The organism is Candidatus Pelagibacter sp. uisw_091 (assembly GCF_059512525.1).
In genome coordinates, this window is the sequence record NZ_CM183455.1 from 665,458 (window position 1) to 683,591 (window position 18,134).

General features: G+C 28.2%; 24 protein-coding genes and 2 tRNA genes. 11 read left to right on the forward strand and 15 right to left on the reverse strand.

Annotation, left to right across the window (positions count from 1 at the left end):
• The first annotated feature begins 1 nt into the window (after position 1).
• A tRNA-Thr gene (locus tag AC5YGA_RS03685) sits at positions 2-77 on the forward strand.
• Between the two features lie 115 nt (positions 78-192).
• On the opposite strand, the gene AC5YGA_RS03690 is transcribed toward AC5YGA_RS03685, so the two are convergent.
• The 8 genes from AC5YGA_RS03690 to AC5YGA_RS03725 all read right to left on the reverse strand — a co-directional run bounded on the left by AC5YGA_RS03690 (position 193) and on the right by AC5YGA_RS03725 (position 3,649).
• Positions 193-414, reverse strand: coding sequence for a hypothetical protein (locus tag AC5YGA_RS03690; protein WP_415307790.1), 222 nt, complete (start codon positions 412-414; stop codon positions 193-195).
• 75 nt (positions 415-489) lie between these two features.
• The gene (locus tag AC5YGA_RS03695) at positions 490-684 is read right to left on the reverse strand and encodes a hypothetical protein (RefSeq protein ID WP_415272484.1); all 195 of its coding nucleotides are present in this window, start codon (positions 682-684) and stop codon (positions 490-492) included.
• A gap of 48 nt (positions 685-732) precedes the next feature.
• Entirely contained in the window at positions 733-966 is a 234-nt protein-coding gene (locus AC5YGA_RS03700) for a hypothetical protein (RefSeq protein WP_415307791.1), read from the reverse strand.
• Positions 967-978: 12 nt separating this feature from the next.
• Entirely contained in the window at positions 979-1,392 is a 414-nt protein-coding gene (locus tag AC5YGA_RS03705) for a hypothetical protein (protein WP_415307792.1), read from the reverse strand.
• Positions 1,393-1,554: 162 nt separating this feature from the next.
• A complete protein-coding gene (locus AC5YGA_RS03710; protein WP_415307793.1) occupies positions 1,555-2,334 on the reverse strand; it encodes an NAD kinase in 780 nt (259 codons plus the stop codon).
• 4 nt (positions 2,335-2,338) lie between these two features.
• Positions 2,339-2,424, reverse strand: a tRNA-Leu gene (locus AC5YGA_RS03715).
• A gap of 70 nt (positions 2,425-2,494) precedes the next feature.
• Complete coding sequence (locus AC5YGA_RS03720; RefSeq protein WP_415307794.1) at positions 2,495-2,899, reverse strand: gamma-glutamylcyclotransferase family protein; 405 nt, start codon at positions 2,897-2,899, stop codon at positions 2,495-2,497.
• A complete protein-coding gene (locus tag AC5YGA_RS03725; RefSeq protein ID WP_415307795.1) occupies positions 2,900-3,649 on the reverse strand; it encodes a competence/damage-inducible protein A in 750 nt (249 codons plus the stop codon).
• 20 nt (positions 3,650-3,669) lie between these two features.
• On the opposite strand from AC5YGA_RS03725, the gene sfsA reads away from it, so the two are divergent.
• Entirely contained in the window at positions 3,670-4,365 is a 696-nt protein-coding gene (sfsA, locus tag AC5YGA_RS03730) for a DNA/RNA nuclease SfsA (protein ID WP_415307796.1), read from the forward strand.
• 10 nt (positions 4,366-4,375) lie between these two features.
• Here sfsA and AC5YGA_RS03735 read toward each other — a convergent pair whose 3' ends face one another.
• From AC5YGA_RS03735 to AC5YGA_RS03750, 4 genes are all read right to left on the reverse strand, one after another.
• The gene (locus AC5YGA_RS03735; RefSeq protein ID WP_415307797.1) at positions 4,376-5,074 is read right to left on the reverse strand and encodes an SDR family oxidoreductase; all 699 of its coding nucleotides are present in this window, start codon (positions 5,072-5,074) and stop codon (positions 4,376-4,378) included.
• On the reverse strand, positions 5,074-5,928 hold the full coding sequence (locus AC5YGA_RS03740) for a radical SAM/SPASM domain-containing protein (protein WP_496170030.1): 855 nt from the start codon (positions 5,926-5,928) through the stop codon (positions 5,074-5,076). The genes AC5YGA_RS03735 and AC5YGA_RS03740 overlap by 1 nt, the downstream gene beginning before the upstream one ends.
• Before the next feature lie 262 nt (positions 5,929-6,190).
• Positions 6,191-6,694, reverse strand: coding sequence for a cytidylyltransferase domain-containing protein (locus AC5YGA_RS03745; protein ID WP_496169963.1), 504 nt, complete (start codon positions 6,692-6,694; stop codon positions 6,191-6,193).
• The gene (locus AC5YGA_RS03750; RefSeq protein ID WP_415307800.1) at positions 6,694-8,298 is read right to left on the reverse strand and encodes an aldolase catalytic domain-containing protein; all 1,605 of its coding nucleotides are present in this window, start codon (positions 8,296-8,298) and stop codon (positions 6,694-6,696) included. Before AC5YGA_RS03750 ends, AC5YGA_RS03745 begins: the two co-directional genes overlap by 1 nt.
• A gap of 78 nt (positions 8,299-8,376) precedes the next feature.
• Here AC5YGA_RS03750 and map point away from each other — a divergent pair, with 78 nt between their 5' ends.
• Genes map through AC5YGA_RS03795 form a run of 9 tightly spaced genes read left to right on the forward strand, consistent with a single transcriptional unit; the run spans position 8,377 to position 15,176 of the window.
• On the forward strand, positions 8,377-9,147 hold the full coding sequence (gene map, locus AC5YGA_RS03755; protein ID WP_415307801.1) for a type I methionyl aminopeptidase: 771 nt from the start codon (positions 8,377-8,379) through the stop codon (positions 9,145-9,147).
• A gap of 3 nt (positions 9,148-9,150) precedes the next feature.
• Positions 9,151-10,443 (forward strand): adenylosuccinate lyase, encoded by a 1,293-nt coding sequence (gene purB, locus AC5YGA_RS03760; RefSeq protein ID WP_415307802.1) that lies wholly within the window; start codon positions 9,151-9,153, stop codon positions 10,441-10,443.
• Positions 10,443-11,225, forward strand: a complete 783-nt coding sequence (gene purC, locus AC5YGA_RS03765; RefSeq protein WP_415307803.1) for a phosphoribosylaminoimidazolesuccinocarboxamide synthase — start codon at positions 10,443-10,445, stop codon at positions 11,223-11,225. The genes purB and purC overlap by 1 nt, the downstream gene beginning before the upstream one ends.
• Position 11,226: 1 nt before the next feature.
• Positions 11,227-11,469 (forward strand): phosphoribosylformylglycinamidine synthase subunit PurS, encoded by a 243-nt coding sequence (purS, locus tag AC5YGA_RS03770; protein ID WP_415307804.1) that lies wholly within the window; start codon positions 11,227-11,229, stop codon positions 11,467-11,469.
• 6 nt (positions 11,470-11,475) lie between these two features.
• Positions 11,476-12,159, forward strand: coding sequence for a phosphoribosylformylglycinamidine synthase I (gene purQ, locus AC5YGA_RS03775; protein ID WP_415307805.1), 684 nt, complete (start codon positions 11,476-11,478; stop codon positions 12,157-12,159).
• Complete coding sequence (gene purL / locus AC5YGA_RS03780; protein WP_415307806.1) at positions 12,159-14,351, forward strand: phosphoribosylformylglycinamidine synthase subunit PurL; 2,193 nt, start codon at positions 12,159-12,161, stop codon at positions 14,349-14,351. Before purQ ends, purL begins: the two co-directional genes overlap by 1 nt.
• A 1-nt stretch (position 14,352) precedes the next feature.
• Positions 14,353-14,583 carry a BolA/IbaG family iron-sulfur metabolism protein gene (locus AC5YGA_RS03785; RefSeq protein WP_415307807.1) on the forward strand — a complete coding sequence of 77 codons (231 nt, stop codon included), beginning with the start codon at positions 14,353-14,355 and terminating at the stop codon, positions 14,581-14,583.
• Positions 14,583-14,915, forward strand: coding sequence for a Grx4 family monothiol glutaredoxin (grxD, locus tag AC5YGA_RS03790; protein ID WP_415307808.1), 333 nt, complete (start codon positions 14,583-14,585; stop codon positions 14,913-14,915). The genes AC5YGA_RS03785 and grxD overlap by 1 nt, the downstream gene beginning before the upstream one ends.
• Before the next feature lie 3 nt (positions 14,916-14,918).
• Positions 14,919-15,176 (forward strand): hypothetical protein, encoded by a 258-nt coding sequence (locus tag AC5YGA_RS03795; protein WP_415307809.1) that lies wholly within the window; start codon positions 14,919-14,921, stop codon positions 15,174-15,176.
• Position 15,177: 1 nt separating this feature from the next.
• Here the strand turns inward: AC5YGA_RS03795 and AC5YGA_RS03800 are convergent, their stop codons facing one another.
• The 3 genes from AC5YGA_RS03800 to AC5YGA_RS03810 are packed head-to-tail and all read right to left on the reverse strand — an operon-like array spanning position 15,178 to position 18,130.
• Positions 15,178-16,758: a hypothetical protein gene (locus tag AC5YGA_RS03800; RefSeq protein ID WP_415307810.1), complete on the reverse strand. Its 1,581-nt coding sequence runs from the start codon at positions 16,756-16,758 to the stop codon at positions 15,178-15,180.
• The gene (gene rpsD, locus AC5YGA_RS03805; RefSeq protein WP_415307811.1) at positions 16,759-17,376 is read right to left on the reverse strand and encodes a 30S ribosomal protein S4; all 618 of its coding nucleotides are present in this window, start codon (positions 17,374-17,376) and stop codon (positions 16,759-16,761) included. It lies immediately after the preceding gene.
• 40 nt (positions 17,377-17,416) lie between these two features.
• Positions 17,417-18,130 (reverse strand): RNA methyltransferase, encoded by a 714-nt coding sequence (locus AC5YGA_RS03810; RefSeq protein WP_415307812.1) that lies wholly within the window; start codon positions 18,128-18,130, stop codon positions 17,417-17,419.
• Between the last annotated feature and the right edge of the window lie 4 nt (positions 18,131-18,134).

An 18,134-nucleotide genomic window follows, 5' to 3' on the forward strand; every position in this document is an offset into this window, starting at 1 on the left:
TGCCCTTGTAGCTCAGCTGGTAGAGCAATTGATTTGTAATCAATAGGTCCGCGGTTCGACTCCGTGCGGGGGCACCATCACTCAATAAAATCAACACTAATTATTTTTGCTAGACTAATATTTAATCCAATTTTAAATTTAATTGTGCCAGTATTGAACCAACATCAAGTGATCACTAAAATTTTTTTATGTTCAAAACCATCTAATCATTCCAATGATACCGGCACTAGCATAAAAGAATTGTAATAATAATATTCCTTTGTGTTTTCCTCGATAAGCCCAGATACCTATTAAAGCTGCTGATAATAATAATAATGAAAAACCAACAAATTCAAGACCAATGTTTAATGCAACAAATAAAGAGTACAAAATTGCTGTCGCAACACCCATCCATTCAAAAAATTTATTGTTCATTTAATTATCTCCATAAACTACTATCAATTTTTTTTATTTTGCATCAACACAGAACTACAGTTCCTAAAAGTTTTTTCATATTAAATATTGTTTATAAATTTCTTCACGTTGAGTTTTTTCCATACCTTTAGTTTTGTCTACAAACTCGTTTCTTAAATCTCTTGTTTTGAAGATATAAAAGCAAACAGTATCTTTGCTATGATAAATGGCTTTTAATTCATCATCAATCTCATTTAATTCTTTTGGAATATCAGCTTTAATGCAAATCATAATAGTTTATTTAAACCCAGAACCACGATCCCTAAAAGTTTTTTCATTTTATAGTCCAAAAAATTCAGCTACATAAGCTATTACAAATAAACAACCTACTACACCACCCCAAACAACAATACTCCCTAATATCCAAAATATCCATTTTGGCATTCCTAATTTTTTAAGTTTCTCTAATACTAATAATGGAATAGCTACGATTGCTGGCAAAGCAAATCTAAATAAAGTTCCTAGAAGAAACAACAGAATAAAGAATAAAAATATCTCACCAAAAATATCCATTGGATAATATCTTTATTTCTTTATATATTTTTTTGCTACAGATTCATCAACTTCATAATTCCAACCATCTAATTTTCTTATTTTTTCATAAAACTCTTTATCTCTTTCAGCTTCAAAAAGTAGATTTTGACTAGTACCTTTTTTATTTGCTTTATGAATACCTCCCATAAGAAAAAAGCTTGGTATAAAGATCCACCATAATCCTGTGAAGCTCCAGTATATAGAATATAAAAATTGTCCAACAGCAATCCAACTCCAAAAGTGCATTGCTACACCAGAGCTTTTAGCTTTTGGTGCTAAATCAGGATTATCTGCAATCTTAACTGCAATGTCATTAAACATTCCTAGATTTAATTTTCCAGAATTTTTTAATTCAACCATTTGTTTATGAGGTATGCTTATTGTTCCATTTTCATATCTTTTCATTTCAACTCCATATTTTTTAAAAACATTACCACTGTGCCAAGATTGTGACCAGACTAAAAATATTTAGAGATTATCGTTGCAAACAAATGTTTAATTAAACTTTAGCAATTGATTTGTAATCAATAGGTCCGCGGTTAGACTCCGTGCGGAGGCATCATCTACTTAATTATTAGAAGTCTCTTTTCTAACCTGCTCAATTTTGATTTTTTTATGAAGGCTATTATTTTTATCATATAATAATTCAAAAATAATTTTCTTACTAGATTGAATTGATATAGTTTTTACATTTCTAACTTCAAAATTGTCTGCTACCGCACTGATAGGTCTTTTATTACTATCCAAATTTTTGATTAAAATTTTTGATTTATCACTAACAATTGTACCTCTCCATCTTCTTGGTCTAAAAGGACTAATCGGTGTGACTGCTAATTTTTTAGAATCTAAATTTAAAATAGGACCATGTGCAGATAAATTATAAGCAGTACTCCCAGCTGGCGTAGAAACTAAAACACCGTCTGAAATTAAATTCTTAATTATATTTTTTGTATTAGATGTTATGGAGATTGATGAAGCTTGTTTACTTTGCCTTAAAACAGATACCTCATTAATAGCTATTGATTTTTTTATTTTATCACCTTTTGTTCTTACACTCATTTGTAAAGGATGAATTTTGATACTGTGTGAAGTTTTTAGATTCTTGATAAAATTTTCATTAGAAAATTTATTCATTAAAAAACCATAGTTTCCAGAGTTTATTCCGTAGAAAGGTTTTTTGTATCTATATAGTTTTTTTAATGTTTGAAGCATAAACCCATCTCCACCCAAAACAATTATGATATTTGATTTTTTTAAAGTTGTTGTTTTAATTCTTTTATTTAAAAAAGATCTGATCCTCATTGAAGTTTTTGTTTTATCAAAAACTAAATAAATTTTATCTTTCATTTAATGGTGCCCTCGGCCAGACTCGAACTGGCACTCCAAAAAAGGCACGGATTTTAAGTCCGTTGTGTCTACCAATTTCACCACGAGGGCATTAATGAATTTCATGAATATTTATGCTAATATTTATAATTGAACAAGCTTAATAAGTAAATTTCTTTAATCAAAATTCTAATAATCCTTTTTTAAGATAATTCTTATTTATATCACAATCTTTATATCCTTTTTTAACAATATTAAGATAGCGCTCTGTAGGAAACATAAATGGTGACTTATCTACCATCATATAGGTCATTACTTTTTTTCCATAATAATAAAAATAATGTTTGGTATATAAAGTGGGATAATCTTCATAGAGATCTAACTTTTTTTCATCGCTTTTAGAAATTTTAAATAATCCACCTTGTACAATTGAGTTTTTTTTAGGCTCAATATCTGCAGCTCTATATCTGCTTCTAAAAGTTAATCTAAAGTCCTTAAGATTTATCTTTTTTAAATAAATACTATCCTTACATCTTCGTTTCATTTGAAAATGATTAAGATTACTACCATATGCAAAATAAAGCATTTAACGTTTCACTACTTCAATCTTTTTTTCATTTACAAACTTTAATATTTGTGAATTACAGTTATCAATTTTTGATTGATCTTCTGATCTTATTACAATTGAAACTCCTAATTTTCCTGCTTGGAAAAATGGATAACTTCCAATTTCAACATCCTTATTCTCATTTTGGACCTTTGTTAATGAATTTGCAATTTCACTTTCAACTGTTTTTAAACTTATTGTGTGACTTAATATTGGCTCTCCACCAACTATTATATTTGTAAGACCACCTAACATTGACTTTAAAATTGATGGGACACCTGGTAAACAAAATACATTTTGAATACTAAAACCTGGTGCTCCACTTGTAGGATTTAAAATAAGTTCTGCATTTTCAGGCATCCAAACCATTTTTTGTCTTCCCTCATTAAACTCTCCAGGCTTATAATATACTTCTAAAATCTTATATGCCTCTTTATGTATTTCATATTTTACTCCAAATGCTTTTGAAACAGATTCTGCAGTAATATCGTCATGAGTAGGACCAATGCCACCAGTTGTAAAAATATAATTATAATTTGTTCTCAATAAATTAAGTGTATCAATTATTGTTTTTTCAATATCAGGAATTACCCTGACCTCTCCTACAATTACCCCAATAGAATTAAGCCAAGTTGCTAGAGTTGAAGTATTGGTATCCTGGGTTCTTCCAGATAGGATTTCATTACCTATAATTAATATAGCTGCATTAAATTTGGTTTTTTTGTTCATTTTAAATGTATAATTTAATAATGGAATTTACCAAACCTTTATTAAAAGGCAAATTAATCAAACGATACAAACGTTTTTTTACTGATGTTAAATTAGATAAAGGAATTGTTACTGCTCATTGTCCAAATACTGGATCAATGAAAGGGTTACTTGATGAAGGAAACAATGTTTACATACTTCCTAATAATGACCCTAAAAGAAAACTTAAATATGGATTGGAAATAATAAATGCTAGAAAAAATTTAGTAGGTGTTAATACGCATATGGCTAATAGAATAGTTCAACATGCCTTAGAAAATAATTTGATTAAAGAACTCAAAAATAATGACTTAATAAAACCTGAAGTATTTTATAATAAAGAAACTAGGTTTGATTTTTTACTTAAAAAAAATAAAAATGAAATGTTTGTTGAAGTTAAAAATGTAACTCTTTTTAGAGAAAAAAATATTGCAGAATTTCCTGATGCTATAACTTCACGTGGGTCGAAACATTTACTAACACTTATTGATGCAATTAAAAAAGGTTACAAAACATACTTGCTATTTTTAGTTCAAATTCAAAATATGGAATATTTTAAAATAGCAAAAGATATAGATGTTAAATATTATGAAAACTATCTTTTAGCAAAAAAAGCAGGTGTTAATTTTTTAGCCTATCGGTGTAAAATAAGTGATAAAAAAATTTATATCGAAAAAAAAATTAAGATAATTTCTTAATATTTAAAAATCACTCACCACCAGTAATATTAATTACTTCATTGGTGATAAATTGATTTTTATTTGATGCTATATAAAAAATATAATTAGCAATATCTTTTGGATTAGCCATTTTTTTAATTGGTAAAAGTTTAGTTCTTTTAATTAAGTTTTTATTAGGAATCTTTTTATGAATTTTAGTATTAGTTAGGCCTATTTTTACTGTATTATAAAATATATTTTTATCTGCAATTTTTTTAAAATAACTAGGTATGAATTCATTCAAGTGTTTAGATAAAGAATATTCAAAAGTTTTACTTCCACCACCAAACTTAACACCAATACTAGAAGAGTTTACTATTCTGCCCCATTTTTTTTTAATCATTTTCTTCAATGATTTTCTAATAATTAACATTGGGATAAAAGAATTTATTTTTAAAGTTTTTTCTAAACTTTTTGTTGTGAATTCTTCAAATGATTTTCCACTGATATAACCTACTAAATTTATAATTATATCATAATCATTTTTAAATTTTTTAAGTATATTTTTTTCATTTAAACTAGATAGATCAGCTTTAATTAAATTGCATTTATATTTAAGATTTTTTATAATTTTAGAATTAGCGTTGTAATGTAAATTTACTTTATAAATACCCTTATCTAAAAATTTCCTAGTTAGTTCTATGCCAATATCAGAGCTTCCACCTAAAATTAATACATTTTTTTTCATCAATTAAAATATCCTGAATTTTTTTCACCCATAAAAGTGCCTTCAACATCACAAACATTACATGGTGCAAAATTTCTATTAGCATTATTTAACATCTTTCTAATTTTCATTGATTTTTTACTAAACCAAATGTCCACAAGATCTTCTTTATTTAAATTTCCTAATATAACTTTTTTACCCCAATCGTGGGGGCACATCAAAACATCACCCTGATAATCTAAAAAAAAAGTATAAGAAGGAATATAGCATGGGCTTTTAAGGGGTTCTTTAAGGCTATCTATTTTAAATTCTGCATTTTCCATTAATCCAGATCTGTTGCTTAATGTAATTCCAAAATCTTGATCTTCCGAGTAATAACGATGTCTAACAATGTACTGTTCATTTGATAGATTTGCTTTTTTACATAAATCTTCTAATTTATCAGCGTCTTCCTTGCCATCATAGGCACTTATTAAAATTTTGTTTAACCCATTTTCAAATAATTTCTTTAGTCTCTTAAGGTTTAATGGATCACCGTTAGTTACCATCTCCACGTTAGAGTCTGGAATAAATTTTTTAACCATATTGATTAAATTATAAATGTTTTTATCTAAAAGCGGCTCTACAAATCCACTATATCTTATTGTTCCACTGTAATTAAGTTTTTTGAGTTCCTCGCACAGTTTTTCATGTAAATCATTAGTTATGAATTCTTTTTTATCATCAAAATCTGCAGCACTTCTTGGACAAAATGAACAAGATCTATTACAAGTACCAGATTCACTTATTTCAATCTCTGTTGGTAAAGGAAGTCTAAGATTTTTGTATTCAAAAATTTGAATTTTATCTTCAACAGTTTTTGATTTATAATCTATGTTTGTGTCTAAAAATTTTTTTTTTTCATTATACTATTTAGCTAATTTTTAATTAATTTTCTAACTTTTGCCAAATCCTCTTTAGTATCAACTGCTACTGATTTATTAGACATTTTTAACATTTTAACTTGATATCCAAGTTCTAAAAACCGGTTTGATTCTAGGTCTTCAATTGATTCTAATGTAGTTTTTTTTTTTGCAGATGTAAAAATTTTTAAAGACTTATAGGGAAAAGAATAAATACAAACCTGTCTCCATGCTTTTACAAATTTTTTTTTTTATTAGATGGAATAGGCGAACGAGACATATATAGTAAGTTTTTTTTATTATCAAATACAGCTTTTGGTATACTAGGAGATAAGAATAGTTTTTTTTCTTTTATATCTGTATAGCCATTAACAACTTGATTGGGAAATCTTCTTGCATATTTAACAATCTTTTTAATATCCTCAGGGTTACATATAGGTTCATCACCTTGAACATTAATATAAAAATCTTTTTTAATTTTTTTGGCAACTTCAGCAATTCTATCAGTTCCAGTAAGGCACTTTTTAGATGTCATTAAAGTTTTAATGTTTTGATTTTCACAAATTTTTTGAATTCTTTTATCATCAGTTGCAATTAAAATTTTTGATCTGGGTACAGCTTTCAAGCACTGATTAACTGTTCTAATAATCATGGGAATTCCCTTTATGTCTAGCAATGGTTTTCCTGGAAGTCTTTTTGAAAAATATCTAGCAGGTATAATCAATAGATAATCAGTCATTAAATTTTTTTTAATATTTTCACTTTATAATTTGTTGGAGTCAAAGAGATTAAAGTTTTAGCTTTATTTTCTAATCTGTAGTTTTGAAATAGCTCATCCATTTCAAATTTTTTAGGACTATTTTCAGTATATCCGTCTAATCCTGCTAAAAATATTTTTCTAGATTCACCGCTAGTGCAAACTCCTAATGCGTAAGATATGGCTAAAGAATTTGGTAAAACTGAATAATTTTTTTCAAACTTAAATCTTTTATTTTTTACCTGTAAACCAAAATCTAAAATATTTTTTGATTGAAGTTTAGATTTAATATTTTTAGAAAAACTAGAATATGGAGTTATTAGATAATTATTAAATCTTTTATACTTATTAATATCTGATAATAGCCTTAGAGGATGACAGACAATATGAGCATTAATATATTTTTTTGGAACTGGATGGATTGCATTTAATGCAAATACGACAGGTTTATATTTATTAATGAATTTAATTACTTTTTCTTTATGTGTTGATGTTGTCTTACCAGGTCCTATTATAAGTACATCCTTGTCTTTAATTAATTCAATAGGCTTCCAGCTTCCTTTTATAACTCTTTTATAAAAATTTTTTCCTAATGAAATGAGTTCATTACTAAATTTTTTGCCACCTACAGTGTTTAAATAATTAAGATTGGAATAAACATCCTCTGGCTGAAAACTATCATCACCTAACATACCCTGTACAAAACTAGGGTGAATGGAATGAAGACCAGCAAAATAATAAAAGGGATTAGATCCCCATTTATATTTATCTTTAAGGGGTTCAAAATAATTTTTAATCAAATTTAATAAATGAACAAGCCTTTCGCTTTTTTCATTTCTTCTTTTTAATTCAAGAATCAAATACTCTGTTTTGGTATTTCCTGGACCCCTACCCATACCTGTAACTGTACAGTCAATCCAATTAACTGAATTGTTAATTGCTTCAATTGAATTTTCTAAAGCTTTACCCATATTATCATGAGTGTGTATACCTGTAGAGCCTTTCCAATTAGCTTTAATGTTTTTAATTATTTTTTTTGTTTTTGTAGCATCTAGACTTCCTAAGCTATCTGCAAAATACAAAATATCTGCCTTTGATTTTTTAACTTGTAAAACTGTATTTTTAATCTCCTGACTTGACAGCTCAGGTATCTGCATAATATTTACACCAACTTTATAACCTGATTGTTTAAGCCAATTTACCAGAGGTATAATTATTTTAACCTCTTGATGATGGCATGCAATTCGTACAAGTGAAATTAAAGAATTTTTTTTTTGCTTAAAATTTTTTTTTGCTAACTCAATAATATTTTTACTATTAACAAAATCAGCAGCATTTACCATTACTCCTAATTTTAAATTTTTTGGAATTTTTAAGCTTTTTAAAAAACTTTCTTCTGAGTAGGCTGTTGGCCCTTTTGTTTTTACTTTATCAATGAACCTGAAGCCTATTTCAACATAATCGACTTTGATTATATCCATTACCCTAAGATATTCATTAATTAAATCTTTTTTAAAATGCCAGTTATTGTAATAACCCCCATCTCTCAGTGTACAATCTAAAATATTTAATTTATTTTTATTCATTATCAAGATATAAATACAATTGTTCTATCAGAATTCTTAATAATTATTAACCAAGATATTCCAGAATAAGTATTACATATGTCAGAATATTTAGAAAAATTTGAAAAAATGAGAATTGCAGGCAACCTTGCTGCAAAAACTCTGGATATGCTTACAGAAAATATTAAGCCTGGTATAACTACAGATTTTATAGATAAACTTGGATATGAATTTATAAGAGATAATGGTGGCTACTCTGCTCCTCTTTTTTATAGAGGTTTTATAAAGTCATTATGTACTTCTTTAAATCATGTTGTCTGTCATGGCATACCGTCTGACAGAGTTTTAGTTGAAGGTGATGCCTTAAATGTTGATGTGACAGCCATAGTGGATAAGCATTATGGTGACACTAGCAGAATGTTTTGCGTTGGCAAAACCCCTGTTAAAGTTAATAACTTAATTGATGCTACATACGAGTCTATGATGAGGGCAATAAATTTGCTAAAGCCAGGATTAAAACTAGGTGACATTGGATATGAGATACAATCTTTTGTTGAAAAAAAAGGTTACTCAGTTGTTAGAGATTTTTGTGGTCACGGAATAAGTACAACATTTCACGAACCACCAAATATTTTACATTATGGAAGAAGAAATACAGGCTTGGAGCTTAGACCCGGTATGACTTTTACCATTGAGCCCATGATAAATACCGGTGAATGGGATGTTAAAATGCTAAAAGATGGTTGGACTGCAGTTACAAAGGATAAATCTTTATCTGCACAATTTGAGCATACGTTAGGTATTACTGAAAATGGTTATGAAATCTTTACAGAATCTGTTAAAGGTTATTCTAAGCCCCCTTACTTATAATTAATGATTGAGAGATATTCTAGAAAACAGCTTACTGACATATGGTCAGAAGAAAATAAGTACCAAATTTGGCTCGATGTTGAGATTGCAGCAGCTGAAGCTATGGAAAAATTAGGACAAATTCCCAAGGGTGTTGTCACTGTTGTAAGAAAAAAAGCAAAAATAAACGTCAAAAGAATTCACCAAATTGAGAGTAAGGTTAAGCATGATGTCATAGCATTCTTAACTTCAGTTACTGAAAAAGCAGGGATTAAAGCAAGATACCTTCATCAAGGTATGACATCTTCTGATGTTCTGGATACCAGCTTAAATATTCAATTAGTTCAATCAGGTAAGATTCTACTTGGTGATATTGATCAAATTCTAAAGGTTTTAAAGAAACAGGCCAAAAAATATAAATACACTCCATGTATGGGTAGAAGTCATGGAATTCATGCTGAGCCAATTACATTTGGTTTAAAATTAGCTTCATTTTATGAAGAGTTTAAAAGAAATAGAAAAAGATTAGTTAATGCAATTGATGAAATTTCAACATGTGCAATCTCTGGTGCTGTTGGAACTTTTGCAAATATAAGTCCAAGTGTTGAAAAGCATGTTGCTAAAAAACTTGGCTTAAAAATTGAACCTATATCAACTCAAGTTATACCAAGAGATAGACATGCATTTTACTTTTCTATTCTTGGAATTATTGCTGGATCAGTTGAAAGAGTTGCAATTGAAATTAGACATTTACAAAGAACAGAAGTATATGAAGTGCAAGAATTTTTTTCAAAAGATCAAAAAGGTTCATCAGCAATGCCTCATAAAAAAAATCCAATATTAAGTGAAAATTTGACAGGTCTTGCAAGAATGGTTCGAAGTGCAGTTCTTCCTGCCCTAGAAAATATTGCACTATGGCATGAAAGAGATATTTCTCACTCAAGTGTTGAAAGAAATATTGGTCCTGATGCAAATATAACTTTAGATTTTGCTTTAGCCAGACTTAGTAATATTTTAGATAAAATGATTGTCTATCCAAAGAAAATGATTGAAAATTTGAATATAACTAAAGGTTTAATTTTTTCCCAAGAAGTAATGCTAGAGCTAACAAAATCAGGATTAAGTAGAGAACAATCTTACAAAATGGTTCAAAACTATGCAAAAAAATGTTTTGCAGAAAACCTAAATTTATTTGATGTCATTTCCAATGATGAATTCATAATGGCAAAAATTTCATCAAGAAGATTAAAGGCTATATTTAATTATTCATCACACTTTAAAAATGTAGATTTAATCTTTAGAAGAGTTTTTAAATAATGAAAAAAGGTAAGAAATTATACGAAGGTAAGGCTAAAATAATTTATGCAACATCTGATAAAAATTTAGTTATCCAATATTTTAAAGATGATGCAACAGCTTTTAATAATTTAAAGAAATCAACTATTGAAGGCAAAGGTGTTTTAAACAATAGAATATCTGAACATATCCTTTCCAACTTGACTCAAATTGGAATTAAAAATCATTTAGTTAAAAGATTAAATATGAGAGAGCAGATTATTAAACTTGTTGAAATTATACCTATAGAATTTATTGTTCGAAATGTTGCAACAGGTTCTATTACTAAAAGACTTGGTATTGAAGATGGAACAGTTTTAAAACAGCCTCTATTAGAATATTGTTTAAAAGATGATAGTTTAGGTGATCCACTCATTGCAGAAGAGCATATATTGGCCTTTGATTGGGCTACAAAATCTGAATTAGAAAAAGTTAAAAAGATGATCCTAAGAATTAATGACTTTATGGTTGGAATGTTTAGAGGTGTTGGAATTAAACTAATTGATTTTAAACTTGAGTTTGGGAGACTTAAAGAAAATGGTAAAAATGAAGTTATTTTAGCAGATGAAATTAGTCCTGATACTTGCAGATTATGGGACAGTATTACCGAGAAAAAACTAGATAAAGACAGATTCCGTAAGAATCTAGGAGACTTAATACCCGCTTATACTGAAGTTGCCAAAAGACTTGGTATTTTACATGAGCAGTCAAATGTTAGTGCTGTCAATATTACAAAATTAAGATCAATTAAAAAAAGAAAATAATATGAAAATATCAGTGGTTATAACTCTTAAAAAAGATGTCTTAGATCCTCAGGGTAAGGTAATTCATCAAACTCTAGAAGGTATGGGGTTTGAAGGTATCGATGAAGTAAGACAAGGGAAATATTTTGAAATTAATACAAAAGAAAACGATAAAAAAAAAGCTGAAGCAAAAGTTGAAGAGATGTGTAAAAAACTTTTAGTAAACTTGGTAATAGAAAATTATAAGATTATTGGATCTGAATAATAGATAATGCAATCATCTGTAATAACTTTTCCTGGATCCAATTGTGACAGAGACATGGATGTCGCCTTAAAAAAATTTGGTTTTAAAAATAAAATGGTTTGGCATGATGATGTTGAACTTCCCAAAAGTGACTTAGTAGTTTTACCAGGTGGATTTTCATATGGTGACTATCTTAGGTGTGGAAGTATGGCGTCAAAATCAAGAATTATGAAATCTGTTGTAAACTTTGCGCAAGGTGGTGGTAAGGTTATGGGTATCTGCAATGGTTTTCAAATTTTAGTTGAAACTGGTTTACTTCCAGGCGTACTACTTAGAAATGAATACTTAGAATTTATTTGTAAAAATGTTTTTGTAAAAGTTAACAATAAAGACAATTCTTATTTTAAAGGTATTAAAAAAGATACCTACGAATTTCATATAGCTCACAATGAAGGAAATTACTTTTGCTCTAAAGAACAAATTAAAGAGATTAATGAAAACAATCAAATAGCTTTATTTTACTCAGATAAAGATGGGAATGTTAAAAAAGAATCTAACCCTAATGGTTCATTGCAAAATATAGCTGGTGTGTTTAATAAAGAGGGTAATATTTTGGGAATGATGCCCCATCCAGAAAGAATGATAGACCCTGCTCTATCGGGTGAAGATGGTTCAATATTTTTTGAAAACCTAATTAATAATTTAAAATAATGACAGTTAACGAACAACTTGCAATTGATCATGGTTTAAAAAAGGATGAATATAAAAAAATCTGTGATTTATTAAAAAGAGTTCCTAATATTACCGAACTAGGAATTTTTTCAGCAATGTGGAATGAGCATTGCTCTTACAAATCTTCAAGATTTCATCTTAAAAACCTTCCTACTAAAGGAAAAAATGTAATTCAAGGGCCTGGGGAGAATGCTGGTGTTATTGATATTGGTGATGATGATGCAATAGTATTTAAAATTGAAAGTCACAATCATCCTTCATTTATTGAGCCTTACCAAGGTGCAGCAACTGGTGTTGGTGGAATTATGAGAGATGTTTTTACAATGGGTGCAAGACCGATAGCCAATTTAAACTCAATTCATTTTGGGTCACCTCAGCATAAAAAAACTAAAAATTTATTACGTGGAGTTGTTCATGGTATAGGTGGATATGGTAATTGCATGGGTGTTCCAACAATTGCTGGTCAGACTAGCTTCGACGAGTCTTATAATGGTAATATTTTAGTAAATGCCATGACTTTAGGTCTTGTTAAAAAAGATAAGATTTTTTATTCAAAAGCTGCTGGTTTAGGAAAACCTGTAATCTATGTTGGTTCAAAAACAGGAAGAGATGGAATTCATGGTGCCAGTATGGCATCAGCTTCTTTTGATGATAAAATTGAGGAAAAAAAACCAACCGTTCAAGTTGGGGATCCCTTTACTGAAAAACTATTATTAGAGGCTTGCCTAGAATTGATGGCGGGAGATTCAATAATAGCCATTCAAGATATGGGTGCTGCAGGTCTAACTTCTTCAAGTATTGAAATGGCTTCAAAAGGAAACTTGGGAATTGAAATCAATTTAAATAAAGTTCCTTGTAGAGAAGCAAATATGACCCCTTATGAAATTATGCTGTCTGAAAGTCAAGAGCGAATGCTTATTGTTTTAGAAAATGGCAAAGAAGAAATGGCAAAAAAAATATTTGATAAATGGAATTTAGATTTTGCTGTTATAGGTAAAACTACAAAAAGTAAAAAAATTGAACTTTATTTCGATAAAGAAAAAGTAGCAAATATTCCTGTTGATACATTGGTTGAAAACTCGCCTATGTATGATCGAAAATGGAAAAAAGCTAAGTTGCCTAAAAAAATTAAAATCGAAAAAGAACTATTTAAAACTTTAAAAGTGAAAAATGTTTTGAATAAAATATTATCAAACCCAAATGTATGCAGTAAAAAATGGATTTGGCAACAGTATGATCACACTGTAATGGGTGACACCATTCAAAAGCCTGGTGGAGATGCTGGTGTCGTTAGAGTTCATGGTACTAATAAAGCTGTCGCAGCATCCGTTGATTCATCTGCTGTATATTGCTGGGCCCACCCTTTAAGTGGTGGAAAACAAATTGTTTGTGAAAGTTGGAGAAACTTAATTTCAGTTGGTGCAAAACCAATTGCAATTACTAACTGTTTAAATTTTGGTAGTCCTGAAAATGAAGAAAATATGGGTGAGTTTGTAGAATGTGTTCATGGATTAGGTGAAGCGAGTGCATATTTAGATTTCCCAGTAGTTTCAGGAAATGTTTCTTTTTACAATCAAACTAAAGATATTGGCATTAAACCCACTCCTACAATTGGTGGTGTTGGTTTAATTAAAGATTACCAAAATATGGTTACAATGGATTTGAAAGAAGCTGACAATATGCTTTTAGTTATAGGTAAAACTGAAGGTCATCTAGATCAAAGCTTATTTGCAAGAGATATTTTAAATGAAAAAAATGGACCCCCTCCTGAAATCAATCTTTTCAATGAAAAAAATAATGGTGAAACAATTTTGAAACTTATCGATAAAAAATTTATTAAGTCTGCACATGATGTTTCTTTAGGGGGCATAATTACTGCTCTTTCTAAAATGTGTATTAAAGGTAAAAAAGGTGCAAATATTAAAAAACCTAATTACTTAATTAATCAGTTTGAATACTTATTTGGTGAAGACCAAGGAAGATACATTGTGGAAATTACTAAAGATAATCTGGAAAGTGCAACTAAGATACTTCAAGAAAACTCAGTACATTTTGATGAGCTTGGATCAGTAAATGACAATATTTTGATAATTGATGATAAGACAAAAGTATCAATTGACGATCTGATTAAATCACATACAAATTGGCTAACTAACTATATGGATAATTAAAATGGCAATGGATTTAAAAGAAATTGAAACACTAATTAAAGAAGCTTTACCAGATGCTATAATAGAAATTCAAGACTTAGCGGGAGATAGTAACCACTACTCAGCAACAATTACTTCAAGTAAATTTTCTGGAAAAAGTAAAATTGAGCAACATAAGATTGTGTACAATTCTTTAAAAGGAAAAATGGGCAACGAACTACACGCATTAGCAATTAAAACAAAGGAGCAATAATGGACGATAACACAAAAAATTTAATTCAGAATCATATTGATACTAACGAAGTATGTTTATTTATGAAGGGAACTCCTGACGCTCCACAGTGTGGTTTTTCTATGGCTGTATCAAACATGCTAAAAATTTTAGAAGTTAATTATAAAGGAATTAATGTTCTTGAATCACAACCTTTAAGAGAAGGTATAAAAGAATTTAGTGACTGGCCTACTATTCCACAAGTTTATATCAAAGGTGAATTTGTCGGGGGCTGTGACATCGTTAAAGAAATGTATGAAAATGGTGAACTAAAGAAAATTCTTGAAGATAAAGCTATAGAATTTAAGAAGTAAATAATGAGAACCTTTATTTATAAAACTATTATAACTGCAGTTTTAATCATATTGGTTTTTGAAATAACAATTGGCCGTAAGTTTGATCAGATAAACAGCAAAGTAGAATCTTTTTTTACTAAAGAAGGTAGAAAAGAGGCTGTAATAAATTTAAAAAAAGAAATTAAAAAAGCTAATGAAAAAGAAAACTACCTTAATGAAGAAGAAAGAGAGCTTTTAAGAAATTTCATATTAAAAATCCAAAAAGAATTGAATCTGTAGGCTATTTACACTCTACTAAATTAGATATTTTTAATTTATTTTTATAATAAAAATTTAATTTAATAAATTCTGAATAAATAATATCACAACCATAAGGAATACTTGATTTCATATTTCTTACTAACTGAACAGCATAAAATGGTCTTACAATTGATTTATTAATAGTTTGCCAATTATAATAGCAGTTGATTTTATCATCTTTTAAATATGGCTTAACTAGATAAATGGGAGATACTACTAAGCAAACATCTTTTATATCTCTTTTAATTATTTCTTTTGAAATATTTTTTCCACTAACCCCCCAGTAATCTAATTCAAAATTTTTACTAATATCAATTGTTCTAGTGGGTAAGTTAAACCATGTATACTGATATGGATATAATGAAAAATTTTCATAAATAAAAAATAAAATGAAAATAGAAATAATTTTATTGTTATATTTTGGTAATAAAGAATTAAGTGAAATAAGACTGAGTATTATTAAAAGTGGTACCAAAAATATTATTTGTCTCAACTCATCATAAAGAGGGGTTTTTAAAAAAATAAATATTAACGGTAATAAAATTACTGTACCTAATATTGTGCCAACAAATATTTGATTTTTTTTAATATTAAAAATTTTTTTTTCTGTAAAGGGTATTAAAAAAAGTCCTATTAAAACAATAAACGGTAACTTAACCAATAACCAGCTAGGTATATACAAGGGGTCAAGATTTTGAGCTCTGAGACATTCACCAAATGTTAAAGTACATATATCCTGTGGAAAATTACCCATAAATATTATTGCATCAATTAATAATAATGGGTTGATCCAAAAAATTGGGTAAAATAAAATAACAAATAAATAAACAGTAACAGTGAAGAAGATTAATTTTATCAATATAATTTTGAAAAACACCTGATAGCTAATTTTTTTAATGTTTAATAATATAATAATACTAACTAAATATTGTAGAAAAATTAAGATACCAGAAATTCTAATTGATATTAAAAAAGCACTTAAAAGTGCAAATAAAAAGATATCTCTATATCTTATAATATTGCTATCTATAAACTTATTAATTAAATAAAAATTTAAATAAGTTAAAATAATCCATACTGATAAAAATGGAATATCTTTTGGATTAAATAAACTATGTCCAAATAAATATGGATAAACTAAATAAAAAATAGTTGATAAAACTGAAAATAATTTATTTTGAGTGATTAAATATAAAATCTTTTTAAAATAAATACCAGATATAGAAAAAAAGATAAAAACAACAGCATGTTTTGAAATAAGTTTAGCCCCATAATTATCAACATAATAAAAAAATGGGATAATCTTTTGTATTAAAGCTTGAAGTGGTTGAGATATAATCTGAAAACCTATGCCATAGAACTTATCCCTAAATTCTGACTGATAATCAAAGTTTCCATAAAAAAAATTTATAACTATTTTTTTATTAAAATTCCAATAAAGCTCTTCATGAAATTCATCATGAGAAATTCCTGTGTTTAAAGATAAGTAAAAACCAAAAAGCAGGAAACTAATTAGGAAAATATAAAAAAAGGTATTTATTTTGTTTTTTATTAGATTCAATTATCTAGAATAATATTCAATTACCAGGTTAGGCTCCATAACAACTGGATAAGGAACTTCCTCGAACTTAGGTGTTCTTACAAAAGTAACTTTTTTATTTTTTTCATCCATAAGAATATATTCTGGGGTTTCTCTTTCTTTGTTTGCTAAGGCAATATCAATAAATGCCAATTGTTTAGATTTATCTCTAATTTCAATCGTGTCTTCTTCGTTAACAATATAACTAGCAATATTGACTTTTTTTCCATTAACTTTGACATGTCCATGGTTAATAAGTTGTCTAGCCGAAAATACTGTTGTTGAAAATCTTGCTCTGTATACAATTGAATCAAGTCTTCTCTCAAGCAATCCTACTAAATTTTCACCCGTGTCACCTTTTTGCATGGCAGCTTTTTTGTAAATATTTCTGAATTGTCTTTCGTTAATATTACCGTAGTAACCTTTTAATTTTTGTTTAGCTTGCAGCTGAATACCATAATCGGAAGGCTTACCTTTTCTACCTTGACCGTGTTGCCCAGGTCCATAATCTCTTTTATTGAAGGGACTCTTAGGTCTGCCCCATAGGTTGATTTTTAACCTTCTATCTATTTTGTGTTTAGAACTTATTCTTTTTGTCATATGATAGTTGGGGTTATAAACTTACTCATTATTTTGTCAATCAACCTTTTTTAGCTAAACTAGCAAATACACTAGATAAAATACGTGTTTCTTTCTGTGAGAGCTCCATTTTAGAAAAAATACTTCTTAAGTTTTCTAACATTATAGGCCTCTTCTCTAGGGGTTTAAAAAAGTCTTTTTCCTCTAATTTTTTTATACAAAGATTTGTCATAGCTTGAATATCACTTTTGCTTGCTAAGGATACTTTTTTGGATTTAGAGTATTTTGCTCCTTTTAAATTGATAATATTAGCTACTGTGTGAGCAATAATAATAACACTATGCGATAAATTTAAAGATTTAAATTCAGGATTAGTTGGTATTTGCATCGTAAAATTAGCATAACTGATTTCACTATTAGATAGTCCAGAGGCCTCAGAACCAAATAGAAAAGCAACTTTCTTATTAAAATCAATCTTTTTTAAATCATTTAAATTTATATGTTTAATATTCTTATTTCGAAATCTTGCAGAAGTAGCAATAACATAATCTACTTTTTTTACAGCAGATTCTAAATTTTCATGTATTTTTGCATTCACTATTAGATCTTTTGCACCGACAGAAGTTGCTAGAATTTTATCATTTGGAAAAATTGGCTTTGGTTTTACAATGATTAGCTTTTTAAATTTAAAGTTTTTAATTGCTCTAGCACAAGCACCTATATTTTCAGATAACTGTGGTTGGTGTAAAATAAAAAAGATATTATTAAAAGACATCAGT

Coding starts and splice junctions, on each gene's coding strand:
- AC5YGA_RS03690 (WP_415307790.1), bottom strand. CDS start 414: ATGAACAATAAATTTTTTGAATGGATGGGTGTTGCGACAGCAATTTTG.
- AC5YGA_RS03695 (WP_415272484.1), bottom strand. CDS start 684: ATGATTTGCATTAAAGCTGATATTCCAAAAGAATTAAATGAGATTGAT.
- AC5YGA_RS03700 (WP_415307791.1), bottom strand. CDS start 966: ATGGATATTTTTGGTGAGATATTTTTATTCTTTATTCTGTTGTTTCTT.
- AC5YGA_RS03705 (WP_415307792.1), bottom strand. CDS start 1,392: ATGAAAAGATATGAAAATGGAACAATAAGCATACCTCATAAACAAATG.
- AC5YGA_RS03710 (WP_415307793.1), bottom strand. CDS start 2,334: ATGAAAGATAAAATTTATTTAGTTTTTGATAAAACAAAAACTTCAATG.
- AC5YGA_RS03720 (WP_415307794.1), bottom strand. CDS start 2,899: ATGCTTTATTTTGCATATGGTAGTAATCTTAATCATTTTCAAATGAAA.
- AC5YGA_RS03725 (WP_415307795.1), bottom strand. CDS start 3,649: ATGAACAAAAAAACCAAATTTAATGCAGCTATATTAATTATAGGTAAT.
- sfsA (WP_415307796.1), top strand. CDS start 3,670: ATGGAATTTACCAAACCTTTATTAAAAGGCAAATTAATCAAACGATAC.
- AC5YGA_RS03735 (WP_415307797.1), bottom strand. CDS start 5,074: ATGAAAAAAAATGTATTAATTTTAGGTGGAAGCTCTGATATTGGCATA.
- AC5YGA_RS03745 (WP_496169963.1), bottom strand. CDS start 6,694: ATGACTGATTATCTATTGATTATACCTGCTAGATATTTTTCAAAAAGA.
- AC5YGA_RS03750 (WP_415307800.1), bottom strand. CDS start 8,298: ATGAATAAAAATAAATTAAATATTTTAGATTGTACACTGAGAGATGGG.
- map (WP_415307801.1), top strand. CDS start 8,377: ATGTCAGAATATTTAGAAAAATTTGAAAAAATGAGAATTGCAGGCAAC.
- purB (WP_415307802.1), top strand. CDS start 9,151: ATGATTGAGAGATATTCTAGAAAACAGCTTACTGACATATGGTCAGAA.
- purC (WP_415307803.1), top strand. CDS start 10,443: ATGAAAAAAGGTAAGAAATTATACGAAGGTAAGGCTAAAATAATTTAT.
- purS (WP_415307804.1), top strand. CDS start 11,227: ATGAAAATATCAGTGGTTATAACTCTTAAAAAAGATGTCTTAGATCCT.
- purQ (WP_415307805.1), top strand. CDS start 11,476: ATGCAATCATCTGTAATAACTTTTCCTGGATCCAATTGTGACAGAGAC.
- purL (WP_415307806.1), top strand. CDS start 12,159: ATGACAGTTAACGAACAACTTGCAATTGATCATGGTTTAAAAAAGGAT.
- AC5YGA_RS03785 (WP_415307807.1), top strand. CDS start 14,353: ATGGCAATGGATTTAAAAGAAATTGAAACACTAATTAAAGAAGCTTTA.
- grxD (WP_415307808.1), top strand. CDS start 14,583: ATGGACGATAACACAAAAAATTTAATTCAGAATCATATTGATACTAAC.
- AC5YGA_RS03795 (WP_415307809.1), top strand. CDS start 14,919: ATGAGAACCTTTATTTATAAAACTATTATAACTGCAGTTTTAATCATA.
- rpsD (WP_415307811.1), bottom strand. CDS start 17,376: ATGACAAAAAGAATAAGTTCTAAACACAAAATAGATAGAAGGTTAAAA.
- AC5YGA_RS03810 (WP_415307812.1), bottom strand. CDS start 18,130: ATGTCTTTTAATAATATCTTTTTTATTTTACACCAACCACAGTTATCT.